Consider the following 13,221-nt stretch of genomic DNA (forward strand, 5'->3'; position numbering starts at 1 on the left):
GGCGTCACCCGATGCGATGCCTGTGGGGTGGCCCTTGATCGATTACACGGTTCCCGTGCGGCGTGCCCGCGACGGGGTTCGTGCGTGGGTCAGATCGGCGGGCGCCGGGCTGCGCCGGGCGTCGCCGTACGGCATCGTGGCCTTCCTCGCCGCCGCGGCGGTGGCGCCGGTCGCCGGTGCCGCGTTCGGCGTTTCCAACGAGATGAGCGCCGCCCTGGGCCAGCTCGGCGGGATGGGCAGCAACTACCTGTCCGACGCGCTGTCCACCACGGCCGAGCGGCTGCGCGGCGACGCGTCCACCGAGGAGCTGCGCGACGCCCTCGCGTCCGAGCTGATCACCCGGCTGGAGGCGGGGGACACCGGGCTGCGCGACGAGATCGCGTCGGTGCTGCGCGCGATCGACGCGGTCGAGGTGGCGTTGCGGGCCGCCGACGACGGCATGCGCAGCGAGCTGATCAGCGCGTTCGGCTCGCTCGGCGAGGACGTCGGCCGCCTGCACCTGCTGGCCGAGGACGCCGCGCGGGCACTGGCCCGGATCGGCGTCGAGCAGCGCCAGCAGACCGAGCTGTTACGGCAGAATCTGGTCGCGGCTCACCAGATCATGCAGGAGGTGCGCGGGCGCCGCCCGGTTTTCACCAAGAGTGTGGCGACGGGAGAGGACCCGGGAGGTCCCGCTCCCTATCCGGGCATGGCGAGTTTCGACGCGCTGGACGCCCGCTACTTCCGGGGCCGGGAGGCCCTGGTCGCCGAACTGCTCGGGCGGCTGAGCGAGCAGGCCGTCGGCGGGCCGCCGCTGGTCGTCGTCGGTGTGTCCGGCGCGGGCAAGTCGTCGCTGCTCAAGGCCGGTGTGCTTCCCGCGATGGCGATGGACCTGCCCTGGGTGATCATGACACCGGGCGCGTCGCCGCTGGCCGAGCTGGCCGGCCGCCTGGCGTCCCTCGGCGACGCTCGCAAGATCATCCTGGTCGACCAGTTCGAGGAGCTCTTCACCCAGTGCGCCGACCCGGCCGAGCGGCTGGCCTTCGCCGCCGCCCTCGCCGACTGCGCACCCGATCTGCTGATCATCGCGGTCCGGGCCGACTTCTATCCACAGTGCACGGAAATTCCGCCGCTCGCCGGGATGCTCGGTGAAGGGCAGGTCGTGGTCGGGCCGCTGGGCGAGGAGGACCTGCGCCGCGCCATCCGCGAACCGGCCGCGATCGCCGGCTACCGGCTGGAGCCCGGCCTCGAGGACCTGCTGCTCGCCGACCTGGGCACTGTGGACAGCGGGGGCGCGCTCCCGTTGCTGGCACACGCGTTGCGGGCCACCTGGGACCGGCGCGAGGGCGACACGATGACCGTCGCCGCGTACCGCTCGACCGGTGGCATCCGGCGCGCCGTCGCGGAGTCCGCCGAGCGCATCTACCTCGACCTGGACGACGCCGGCCGGACCGCGCTGCGCCGGGCCGTGCTGAGCCTGGTGACCATTGTGGACGACCTTCCGGTGCGCCACCGCGCCACGCTCGCCGAGACCGACCTGGACGTGCTCCGTCCGATGGTCGAGGCGCGCCTGGTGACGGTGGGAGAGGACACCGTCGAGGTCAGCCACGAGGCGTTGCTCACCGGCTGGCCCCGGCTGGCCGGCTGGCTCGTCGAGGAGCGCCAGGCCATCCTGCTGCGCCAGCGCCTCGCCCTGGCCACCGAGGACTGGCTGGCCGCCGGGGAGGACCCGGACGCGGTCTACCGCGGCGCGCGGCTGGACGCGGCCCGCGAGTGGGCGGCCGGCCGGGCGGAACTGCCCGAGGCGCAGCGGCGGTTCCTGGCGGCGGGCACGTCGGTCGCCCGGCGGACCACCAGCCGTCTCCGCCGTACGGTCGCCGGCCTGGCCGTGCTCCTGCTGCTCGCGGTCGCGGGAGGCGTGGCGGCGCTGGTCGCCCGCAACGACGCCGAGGACAACCGGCTCGAGGCGCGATCCCGGCAACTCGCCGCCGAGGCGCGCACCGCCATCTCGCTCAACGACTACGAGGCGATGACGAAGGCGGTCGACGCCTGGGACGCGTCGCACACCAGCGAGGCACACAGCGCGCTGATCTCCACCCAGCAGACGCTCACGCTGGGCCGGCTCGGCACCCAGGAGGGTGCCCACCGGGTGGCGGTCAGCCCCGACGGCAGCCGGGTGGCCGTCGGATACCTCGACGGGCGGATCCAGCTCTGGGACGCCCGCACCTTCCGTCAGCTCGGCCCCGAGCTGCGGCACCCGGGCGAGAAGCCGTTCCTGATCGGGCTGGGCTTCTCGCCGGACGGGCGCTACCTCGCCTCGTCGATGCTCGCCCTGACCGACGGGGTGGCGCTGTGGGACGTCGCCACCGGCCGCCTGCTGCGCACGCTGAAGGCCTTCGGCGCGACGGCCTGGCTGCCCGGCGCCGGGGGACTGCTGGCCGTCCGCACCGACGGGACGCCGGCCGGGCGGCTGCTGGGCACCTGGGATCCGGCGACCGGCCGGCTGCTCGGCAGCACGGTCGTGAGCGTCACCGGTGTGCAGGCCCTGGCGGTCAGCCCGGACGGCAGCCACCTCGCGCTGGCCAGCCCGGACGGCGCGGAAGTCCTCCGCCGCCGGGACGGTCGCCAGGTGCTGCGTATGCCCGGCAAGTACATCGACCTGAAGTTCGCCCCGGACGGCACCCTGGTCAGCTACGACCTCGACACCTTCGAGCTGGCCTCGTGGGACGTCGCCGCCGGGCGAAAGCTCGGCGTGCTCAGCGAGCCGGACAACCCGCTCGGCGCCGGGCTGCTCGCGATCACCCCGGACGGGACCGTGCTGGCCCAGGGCCGCGAAGAGAGCGAGATCCAGCGGATCAAGGCCGACGGTGGCGGGCCGCGGCCGGACATGAGCGAGTTCCGAGGCGTGGCCCCGTCACTGGCGCTCTCCGCGGACGGAAATCTGCTCGCCGCCGCCGGGACCGGGTCCCCGACCACGCTGTTCCGGCTCGGCGTCGACCGGCTGCACCACCCGCAGGTGGTGGGCTACCTCGCGTACGAGCCCGGCGGCCGCCACCTGGCCACCGGCTCCTCCGACCCGCGCATCCGGATCTGGGACACCGAGACCAGCGACGTCACGTCGACCATCGAGCTGCCCGGCGCCACCGAGGGGCCGATCGGGCTGGCGTACGGCCCGGACCGCAGCATCGGCGCGACCCTCAGCGACGGGCGTGTGCTCGTGTACGGGCCCGACGGCCGGCTTCGGCACACCTTCCGCGCCGGAACCCACCGGGTCGCCAACAACCCCGCCTTCTCCCCGGACGGCACCCTGCTCGCGGTCACCGTCGAGGGCGACAGCTACGACCGCGACGTCCTCGAGACCAGCGCCTTCGACCGGGAACGCCGCCGCGAGCCCAAGGTGCTCGTCTGGGACCTGCGGACCGGCTCCCGCGTCGCCGGCCTCGACGCGACCGACCACCTGACGATGGACCTCGCCTTCACCCCCGACGGCCGGTACCTGATGGCGACCGCGAACAGCAGCGCGACGGGCGAGCCCCAGGACGCGGTCCAGACCGGTGCCGTGTGGCAGTGGCAGGTGGCCGGCTGGCGGCTGACCGGGAGCCGGTCGCTGCCGGTCGCCGAAGCCGCGAGCGACGGGCAGCTCAGCCCCGACGGCGGCACCTTCGCGGTCGCCACCCGGGCCGGGCACGCGGCCCTCTTCCGCACCGCCGGCCTGGTGCCGGCCGGGACGATCGGACAGCACGACTACGAGGTCGACCGGGTCGCCTGGTCGCCCGACGGCCGGATCGTCGCCACCTCCAGCAACGACGAGGGCGACCCGATCCGGCTCTGGGACGCCGCCACCGGCCGGCGGATCGCCGAGGCCCGCGCCCAGGGCAACATCATCCAGCAGCTCGAATTCTCGCCGGACGGCCGGACCCTGGCGGCCGCCTCCGGCGACTGGACCGTGGCACTCTTCCACCTCGACCCGGACGACGCCGTACGGCGTCTGTGTGCCGTCATCCGGCCCACCGCCCAGGCGGAAGCGAGGGAGCTCCCCCGGCTGTGCCGATGACAACCCCGCCGGGGAGCTAAGCTCCTAACCGTTTGAGCACCAGCACCCCTTGGGACCGGGGGTCGGCGCGAGGCCGACCCGGAGGAGAACGAGCCAGATGGCTGTCACACGCCGCGTAAAGATCGTCTGCACCATGGGTCCGGCCACCGCGTCCGCCGAGCGCATCCGTGGGCTCGTCGAGGCCGGCATGGACGTGGCCCGGCTGAACTTCAGCCACGGCAGTCACGAGGACCACAAGGCGGTGTACGACCTCGTCCGCGAGGCCGCCGCCGAGTCGGGCCGCGCCGTCGCGGTGCTCGGTGACCTGCAGGGCCCCAAGATCCGCCTCGGCAAGTTCGCCAACGGCCCGCACGTGTGGAGCACCGGCGACACCGTCACCATCACCAGCGACGACATCGTGGGCACGCCCGACCGCGTGGCCTGCACCTACCGGAAGCTTCCGGAGGAGGTCAAGGTCGGCGACCGCCTGCTGATCGACGACGGCAAGGTCGCCGTCGAGGTCTCCAGCGTCGAGGGTCCCGACATCAACTGCCTGGTCGTCGAGGGTGGCCCGGTCTCCAACAACAAGGGCGTCTCGCTGCCCAACGTGGCGGTCAGCGTCCCGGCGATGAGCGACAAGGACGAGGAGGACCTGCGCTTCGCGCTGCGCATGGGCGTGGACGTGATCGCGCTGTCCTTCGTCCGCTCGCCCGACGACATCAAGCTGGTCCACCAGATCATGGCCGAGGAGGGCGTCCTCCGCCCGGTCATCGCCAAGGTGGAGAAGCCGGAGGCGGTCGACCACCTCGAGGCGATCGTGCTGGCCTTCGACGGCGTCATGGTGGCCCGCGGCGACCTCGGTGTGGAGCTGCCGCTCGACCAGGTCCCGCTGGTGCAGAAGCGCGCGGTGCAGCTGTGCCGGGAAAATGCGAAGCCGGTCATCGTCGCCACCCAGATGCTCGACTCGATGATCGAGAACAGCCGCCCGACCCGCGCCGAGGCCTCCGACGTCGCCAACGCGGTGCTCGACGGCACCGACGCGGTGATGCTGTCCGGCGAGACGAGCGTCGGCAAGTACCCGGTGCTCACGGTCAGCACGATGGCCCGGATCGTCACCACGACCGAGCAGGGCCCGATCGGCGTGCCGAGGCTGCAGCACGACCCGCGTACGCACGGTGGCGCCCTGACCGTCGCCGCCTCGCAGATCGCCCGCAACATCGGGGCGAAGGCGCTGGTCGCCTTCTCGCAGACCGGCGACACCGTGCGCCGGCTCTCCCGCCTGCACTGCGAGCTCCCGCTGTACGCGTTCACCCCGATCCCCGAGGTCCGCGACCAGCTCGCCTACACCTGGGGCGTGGAGACGTTCCTGACCGACTTCGTGCAGCACACCGACGACATGTTCGCGCAGGTCGACGGCAAGATGCTCGGCCTCGGCCTGGCCAAGCCCGGCGACTACGTGGTCGTCGTGGCCGGCAGCCCGCCGAACGCCCCCGGCTCCACCAACACCCTCCGCGTGCACCAGCTCGGCTCCCTGACCGATCCCGGTACCGTGTGAGCATGCCCCTCCAAGGCCAGGCCGCCGTCGATCAGCTCCTGCAGTTGCTCGACCTGAAGCAGATCGACGCGGCCACCTTCAGCGGGGAGAGCCCGCAGGTCGGAGCGCAGCGCGTCTTCGGCGGCCAGGTCGCCGGTCAGGCCCTGGTCGCCGCCGGCCGCACGGTGGCGCCGGACAGGTTCGTGCACAGCCTGCACGGCTACTTCGTGCGCCCCGGCGACCCGACCGAGCCGATCGAGTTCCACGTCGAGACGATCCGCGACGGCCGGTCCTTCTCGGTCCGGCGGTCCACGGCACAGCAGCACGGTCGCACGATCTTCTTCATGTCGGCGTCGTTCCAGGTCAGCGAGGAAGGCCTGGACCACCCGTCCACCCCGCCCGAGGGCATTCCCGGCCCCGGCGAGACGCCGACGATGCACGACTGGGTGAAGCGCTACCCGGAGCGGGCGGCCGCCTTCAACGCCGCACCGCAGGCGATCGACCTGCGCTACGTCGGCGTGCCCGGCTGGGTGCCACCCGGCGACCGCGAGCGCAACGCCGAGCAGCGCGTCTGGATGCGCATCGCCGGCAAACTGCCCGACGACCCGCTGATCCACGCGTGCGCCCTGACGTACGCCTCGGACCTGTCCCTGCTCGACGCGGTCCTGTCCACCCACGGCGAGGTGTGGGGCCCGGGCGGTGTGATCGGCGCCAGCCTGGACCACGCCCTGTGGTTCCACCGGCCGTTCCGGGCCGACGAGTGGTTCCTGTACGACTGCACCAGCCCGTCCGCCAGCGGGGCCCGTGGGCTGGCCAGCGGACGCCTGTTCACGGAGTCCGGGCGGCACATCGCCAGCGCCGTCCAGGAGGGCCTGCTGCGCCGCGTCGGGCAGCGCTGACGTTGCGGTGCTGACGTTGCGGTGCTGACGTTGCAGTGCTGACGTTGCGGCGCTGACGTTGCGGCGTCGGCCCGCGCTGATCTTCCAGGGCGTCCCCACCTGCTGCGTCCCCACCTGCTGCGTCCCCACCTGTTGTCGCCACCGACCCTCGTGCCGCTCTCTGGCATCGCCCGAGCCGGCCGTGCTGGTCGTTGCTCTTGCTGCGGCCGCTCCCGCTGGTATGTGGCCGGGCCGGGTTGCCAGGCGGCCGGGGTGCGTGCTCACCGTGGCTGCGGCCGCTCGCGGTTCTGCCCGGGCGGTTCTGCGCGGGCGGTGGTGCCCGAGCGGCGGTGGCCCGGCCGGACAGCGGTAGGAACTGGCGTGAGTGGTAGGAAGTGGCGCGAGTGGTAGGAACTGGCGCGAGTGGTAGGAACTGGCGTGAGTGGTAGGAACTGGTGCGAGTGGTAGGAAACGGTGCGAGTGGCGGGACCGGGCGGTATCCGGGCCTCGGATGCCGCGTCCAGCTACCACGATCCGCGCGAGTGGTAGCCGAGCGCGCTTCAGCCGTCCCGGATAGCGTCCAGCTCTACCACTGTCAGCGCGGCGTGGTGGCCCAGGACCAGTCTGGTCGGGAGGGTGGGGACAACGAACGGAAAATGTCGTACCCGAGGCCTAACTTGACGCCCACCCAGTGCCGGGGTGGGGGAGGTGGCGGCGCGCGCGAGACTCAAGATCAACAGCGCGCGGCGGTGCTCAGCCGGCGGGGTTGGACTTGCTGGACGACTCGGCCGGCGAGTCGACGCCCTCGGGGGTGTCCGGCACCTCGGGAATGTCGTCGTCGTCGCGGCGGTGGCCGACCGCGGCCCCGGTTACTCCGGCCAGGGCCAGCATCGCGTCCAGGTCAGCGGTGGTGCGCAGGACCTCCTGGTGGAAGTCGTCCCCGGAGCCGGCACGAGAGTCAGAACCATCGGCCGGACCGGCATCCGCTCCGCCGAGACCGGAGCCGGTCGAAGCCCGCTCCTCACCGGCCTCATGCGGCGGATGCCCCGTGGCATAGATCGAGGCGGCCTCCGGCGTGCCCGGCGCGATGATCGGCCCAGCCTGCTCGGCCGCACTCCCGCCCGTGGCCACATACCCCGCCGCCGCCATGCCACCCGCGGCCGCGATGCCCGGCTCGGCGACTTCGGCGGGCGCTCCACCGGCGGCCCCGAGGGCGTGTTCGGTCGGACCGCCCGGCCACATCGGGTCGGTTCCGCCGGAGACGGTGGTGCGCGGCACGGCCCGGTGGCGCGGCGCCGTCGGTCCGGGCGTGACGTCGAAGTCGGCCATCCCGGCGGAGTATCCGGCCAGCCCGGCGGCCCGCTCGGGTGGCAAGTCGAGGACGTCGGCCCGCGCCGCGCGTACCTCTCGGAGGCGGAGCCCGGTGACCAGGTCGGCCACGCCGCGGAGCAGGCCGAGCCCGCCCACGATGGTGACCACCAGGTCGGCCGTGCGGGACAGCGGGCTGGCCGCGAAGAAGCCGAGGCCGGCTTCCAGCACGCCGACCACCATGATCAGGCCCCACACCTTGTCGGTCTCGCGGGTCATCATGGCCACTGCCACGTCGACCGCGCCGCGGACCATCAGGTACCAGCCGATCAGGGCGGCGGGCGTGGTGTACGAGGAGGTCTGTGCGGTGAGCAGGATGACGCCGGTCGCGGTGAACAGCAGGCTCATGGCCGCGTTCATCCACCAGGTGCGCGCGCCGGCGAAGGCCCGCAGCGCCTCGGTGAGCGCCCCGAACAGGATGACCGGCCCGGCGACGTGCACGATGTCGGCCGGTTCGAGCCGCAGCACGGTCCAGGCGACGGCCAGCCAGGCCACGCCGGCGAGCATCAGCCAGCCCCACATGCCGTGCCGTACGGCCGCGAGGGGCCCGGTTGCGAACATGCACCCATGACACCAGGAAGCGACGCGTTAAGCGGACTTTTCGCCGAAAGCGGGCGGGCTGATTGAGTGTCCCCGGTGGGATTCGAACCCACACTGGATGGTGTTTGAGACCATTTCCTCTGCCGGTTGGGATACGGGGACGCAGAGGGCCCGCCTCGGGATGCCGAAGCCGTCACGAGCCTGACACACACTACCCACTACGCTGAGGGGCGTGACACCCAGATACCCGGGTGTCGCGTTCGAGGGACGGTTGAGGGGTAGGGGTTCGTGGCCGACACGCAGGCGGGCGCTGTGCGCAGGCGGGTTCTCATCGCTGAGGACGAGGCGCTGATCCGGCTGGATCTGGCCGAGATGCTCGTCGAGGAGGGCTACGACGTCGTCGGTGAGGCAGGCGACGGCGAGACCGCGGTGCGCCTGGCCGAGGACCTGTCGCCTGACCTGGTCATCCTCGACATCAAGATGCCCATCATGGATGGGCTGGCGGCGGCCGAGCGGATCGCCGGCGGCCGGATCGCCCCGGTGGTGATTCTGACCGCGTTCTCGCAGCGTGATCTGGTTGAGCGGGCGCGGGCGGCGGGCGCCATGGCGTACCTGGTGAAGCCGTTCCAGAAATCCGACCTGGTGCCGGCCATAGAGATCGCGCTCTCCCGCTGGTCCGAGATCTCCGCCCTGGAGTCCGAGGTCGCGGGGCTGACCGACCGGCTGGAGACGCGCAAGTCGGTGGAGCGCGCCAAGGGCGAGCTGATGACCAAATATCAGATGACCGAGCCGCAGGCGTTCAAGTGGATCCAGCGGACGGCGATGGATCACCGGATGACCATGCGTGAGGTGGCCGACCGGATCTTGGCCGAGCAGCAGGCCGAGGCGGAACCACCCCAGTGAGGTCTGCGGCCGCCCGCACGCTGGCCGCGGTGGTGCTGGCCGCGATGATGGCCGGCGGCTGTGACGATCCGGAGCCGCCCGCGTCGGCACCGTCGGTGTCCATCGCTTGGCAGCCGGCCACGCTGAGTGCGAGCGACGCGATCATGCTGCGGGAGTCGACCTCGTGCGGCGGCGCCTTCTTCGTGGTGGGCGCGCTTCGGGACAAGGCCGGGGGTACGCGGCCGGCGGCGTGGATGAGCCGGGATGGGGCGACGTGGTCCCCGATGACGTTCGCGCCCAAGACCTTCTACGGCAAACAGCACATCATGTACGCCGTGGCCTGCGCGAACGGCCGGCTCGCCGCGCTCGGCGCCAAGATCGGCGGGGCGCACAGCAACCCGCGGACGAGTTCGTGGCAGCAGTCGCCGGACGGCGTGCTGCGTGAGGTGACCGCCCCGTTCGAGTTGTTCGGCGGGCCGCAGGCGCTCAATGTGAGCCGGCTGACCGCGGGGCCGAGCGGCTTCCTGATCTCCGGCAACCGGATGTCCGGCGCGGCGGCCTGGGTGTCGCCCGACGGCACGTCGTTCAGCATCGTCGAGCGGGCCCGGCAGCTGGCTTCGGACCAGGTGGGGGAGACGTACGCGTTCGACGCCGCCGCACTGCCGCCGGGTTGGATCATGGTCGGCGGGATCATTCCCGAGGGCCGGATCGACCGTGACCCGATGGGCTGGCGGTCGCCGGACGGCCGTGCCTGGACCCGGCTGCAGGCCACCGGCGCCACGGAGGACTACGACGAGTTGCAGCGCGTGGCCGTGCTGGACGGCGTACCCGTGGCCGTGGGTCTGCGGGGTGCGACCTTCGGCGCGTGGCAACTGGACGGCGACACCTGGCGACCGGCCGGTGCGTTCGGGGCTGTTCCGCCGGGCGCCGGCACGTCGGTGCGGTCACTGGTCGTGTCGAACGGGCGACTGCTCGCCGTGACCGCCACCGCTCAGGGTTACGCCGGTTGGGTGTCCGCCGATCGGGGTGGCACTTGGCGACAGGTCAGTCTGCCCATCGTTCCGCCGGGCGCCGACCATGCGGTGTCCCTGACCGCGGCTTCCGACGGCCGGTTACTCCTGGTCACCGATGACGGACAGAACGCCCGCGTCTACCTGGCGGAGACACCCGCATAGGGACGAGCGGACATCGTCTGAAGGCACTTTTCCTCATCGTCCGTAACGGGTCGCGCATGTTGTTGCCACCGGCGCGCGCTGCGGCTTTTGCCGGTCGTACGCTGCGCCCGCACGGACTCAAAAGGGGAAGGAACAAGCCTTGAGGCGCAAATACGTACGGGTTCTCGGTGCCGTCGGTCTCGCCACGGCCCTGCTCGCCGCGGCCGGATGTCAGGACTCGGGCAACGGCGACGGCGACACTCCCGCGGCCGCCTGCGGTGGCAAGATCGCGGTCTTCGGCGCCTTCACGGGTGCGAACGCGGGCGCGGTGCTGCCGTCGCTGAACGGGTCGAAGATGGCCGTGAAGCAGTTCAACGCGGCGAACCCGGACTGCAAGGTCACCATGCAGGAGTTCGACACGCAGGGTACCGCCGACCAGGCGACGCCGATCGCCAACCAGGTCGCGCAGGACCAGTCGTTCCTCGCGGTGATCGGTGGTCACTTCTCCGGCGAGTCGAAGGCGACGATGCCGATCTACGAGGCCGCGGGTCTGGTGATGGTGAGCCCGGAGGCGACCGCCCCGGAGCTCACCGCGGGTGGCAACAAGTCGTTCCACCGCGTGGTCGGCAACGACAAGACGCAGGGCGCGGCGGCGGTGGAGTACATCAAGAACGTCGGCAAGGCCAAGAAGGTCTTCGCGATCGACGACGGCTCGACCTACGGCACCGGCATCATCGACGTGGTCAAGCAGGGCCTCGGCGGCCTGGTCGCCGGCACCGACAAGGTGCAGACCGACCAGACCAACTTCGACGCCACGATCTCCAAGATCAAGGCGGCGGACGCGGACTTCATCGCGTACGGCGGTTACACCAACGAGGCGGCTCCGCTGCTGAAGCAGGCCCGCGCGGCCGGCGTCAAGGCGAAGTTCATCGGCTTCGACGGCCTGTACGACCCGGGCTTCCCGAAGGGCGCCGGCGAGGCCGCCGAGGACGCCGTCGTGACTTGCCCGTGCCTGCCGGCGGCCGAGGCGGGCGGCACGTTCGCCAAGGACTTCCAGACCGAGTACGGCGAGCCGGCCGGCTCGTACGGCGCGGAGGGCTACGACTCGGCGACGATCCTGCTGGAGGGCTTCAAGGCCGGCAAGAAGACCCGTGCCGACCTGCTCGCCTGGGTCGACGCCTACGACAAGCAGGGCGTCTCGAAGTACATCAAGTTCGACCAGAACGGTGACGTCGACAAGTCCAAGGTCGCCGTGTGGTCGTACCAGATCAAGGGCGGCAAGATCGAGCCCGAGCAGGAGATCAAGCTCGCCGGCTGACGTACCGATGACGAGTCGCGGGCGGCCGGTCGCACCGGCCGCCCGCGATCACGCAGAGGAACCGGTCTCCGATGGGTGAAATGACCTTATTTACCTTGCGGAAACGCCTGGGTAACGGGGCGGGGCCCCCAAATCCTGACCGCTCGGCCCTTCCAGGGAGGGATGTTCGAGCAGCACTCTGTAACGGTTTGGCAAGCGTGCTCGCCAGAGCCTACTTAGGCAATTAACAGCCAAGTACGCTGCGCCATCACGAGCAGTGCGCAGGTTAGCGGTTTTGGACCAAGGACAGGGACGGGGCCACCGCACCCTGCATAGATGAAAGGTCATAAGCCTTGAGGCGTAACTATGTACGGGCCCTGGGTGCCGTGGGGCTCGCGGCCGCCATGCTCGCGGCGGCCGGATGTCAGGACTCGGGCAACAGCGACGGCGACGCCGCCGCGGCTGACTGCGGTGGCAAGATCGCGATCTTCGGTGCCTTCACCGGCCCGAACGCGGGCCTCGTCATCCCGTCGCTCAACGGAGCCAAGATGGCGGTGAAGCAGTTCAACGCCGCGAACGCCAACTGCAAGGTCACCATGCAGGAGTTCGACACGCAGGGTAATGCGGACCAGGCGACGCCGATCGCCAACCAGGTCGCGCAGGACCAGTCGTTCCTCGCCGTCATCGGTGGTCACTTCTCCGGCGAGTCGAAGGCGACGATGCCGATCTACGAGGCCGCCGGTCTCGTCATGGTCAGCCCGTCGGCGACCGCCACCGAGCTCACCGCGGCCGGCAACAAGTCGTTCCACCGCGTCGTGGGCAACGACGGCACGCAGGCCGCCGCCGCCGTGGAGTACATCAAGAACGTCCAGAAGGGCCAGAAGGTCTTCCTGATCGACGACGGCCAGACCTACGGCGTCGGCATCATCGACGGCGTGAAGAAGGGCCTCGGCGCCACGGCGGTCGCCTCCGACAAGGTGCAGACCGACCAGACCAACTTCGACGCCACGATCTCCAAGATCAAGTCGTCGGGTGCCGACACCATCGCGTACGGCGGTTACACCAACGAGGCGGCTCCGCTGCTGAAGCAGGCCCGCGCGGCCGGCGTCAAGGCGAAGTTCATCGGTTTCGACGGCCTCTACGACCCCGGCTTCCCGTCGGGCGCCGGCGACGCCGCCAACGACGCCATCGTGACCTGCCCCTGCCTCCCGGCGGACAAGGCCGGCGGCACGTTCTCGAAGGACTACCAGGCCGAGTACGGCCAGGCCCCGGGTTCGTACGGTGCTGAGGGCTACGACGGCGCGACCGTTCTGCTGGACGGTTTCAAGGCCGGCAAGAAGACCCGTGCCGACCTGCTCGCCTGGGTCGACGCCTACGACAAGCAGGGCGTCTCGAAGTACATCAAGTTCGACCCCAGTGGTGACGTGGACAAGTCCAAGGTCGCCATCTGGTCGTACAAGATCACGGGTGGCAAGTTCGAGCCCGAGCAGGAGATCAAGCTCACCAGCTGATCCATTGGTACGTGATTGCGGCCGGGGGTGTCCTTCACCCTCGGC

General features: G+C 71.2%; 8 protein-coding genes and 1 tRNA gene. 7 read left to right on the top strand and 2 right to left on the bottom strand.

Annotated features, from left to right (window positions below):
• Positions 1-34: 34 nt before the first annotated feature.
• The 3 genes from QSK31_RS03915 to QSK31_RS03925 all read left to right on the top strand — a co-directional run bounded on the left by QSK31_RS03915 (position 35) and on the right by QSK31_RS03925 (position 6,445).
• A complete protein-coding gene (locus QSK31_RS03915; protein ID WP_285680964.1) occupies positions 35-4,033 on the top strand; it encodes a WD40 repeat domain-containing protein in 3,999 nt (1,332 codons plus the stop codon).
• A gap of 97 nt (positions 4,034-4,130) precedes the next feature.
• Complete coding sequence (pyk, locus tag QSK31_RS03920) at positions 4,131-5,567, top strand: pyruvate kinase (RefSeq protein ID WP_285680966.1); 1,437 nt, start codon at positions 4,131-4,133, stop codon at positions 5,565-5,567.
• 2 nt (positions 5,568-5,569) lie between these two features.
• Positions 5,570-6,445, top strand: a complete 876-nt coding sequence (locus QSK31_RS03925; RefSeq protein ID WP_285680967.1) for an acyl-CoA thioesterase — start codon at positions 5,570-5,572, stop codon at positions 6,443-6,445.
• Between the two features lie 732 nt (positions 6,446-7,177).
• Here QSK31_RS03925 and QSK31_RS03930 read toward each other — a convergent pair.
• Together QSK31_RS03930 and QSK31_RS03935 are read right to left on the bottom strand one after the other, a co-directional pair.
• A complete protein-coding gene (locus QSK31_RS03930; protein WP_285680968.1) occupies positions 7,178-8,353 on the bottom strand; it encodes an HdeD family acid-resistance protein in 1,176 nt (391 codons plus the stop codon).
• 67 nt (positions 8,354-8,420) lie between these two features.
• Positions 8,421-8,494: transfer RNA gene (locus QSK31_RS03935), tRNA-Leu, on the bottom strand.
• A gap of 126 nt (positions 8,495-8,620) precedes the next feature.
• Here QSK31_RS03935 and QSK31_RS03940 point away from each other — a divergent pair.
• From QSK31_RS03940 to QSK31_RS03955, 4 genes are all read left to right on the top strand, one after another.
• Positions 8,621-9,235, top strand: coding sequence for an ANTAR domain-containing response regulator (locus tag QSK31_RS03940; RefSeq protein ID WP_285680970.1), 615 nt, complete (start codon positions 8,621-8,623; stop codon positions 9,233-9,235).
• The gene (locus tag QSK31_RS03945) at positions 9,232-10,389 is read left to right on the top strand and encodes a hypothetical protein (RefSeq protein WP_285680972.1); all 1,158 of its coding nucleotides are present in this window, start codon (positions 9,232-9,234) and stop codon (positions 10,387-10,389) included. Before QSK31_RS03940 ends, QSK31_RS03945 begins: the two co-directional genes overlap by 4 nt.
• Positions 10,390-10,528: 139 nt before the next feature.
• The gene (locus QSK31_RS03950; protein WP_285680974.1) at positions 10,529-11,686 is read left to right on the top strand and encodes a branched-chain amino acid ABC transporter substrate-binding protein; all 1,158 of its coding nucleotides are present in this window, start codon (positions 10,529-10,531) and stop codon (positions 11,684-11,686) included.
• Positions 11,687-12,018: 332 nt separating this feature from the next.
• A complete protein-coding gene (locus QSK31_RS03955; RefSeq protein ID WP_285680976.1) occupies positions 12,019-13,176 on the top strand; it encodes a branched-chain amino acid ABC transporter substrate-binding protein in 1,158 nt (385 codons plus the stop codon).
• Positions 13,177-13,221 lie beyond the last annotated feature (45 nt).

This window comes from Actinoplanes sp. NBRC 103695, from assembly GCF_030269485.1.
GTDB lineage: Bacteria > Actinomycetota > Actinomycetes > Mycobacteriales > Micromonosporaceae > Actinoplanes.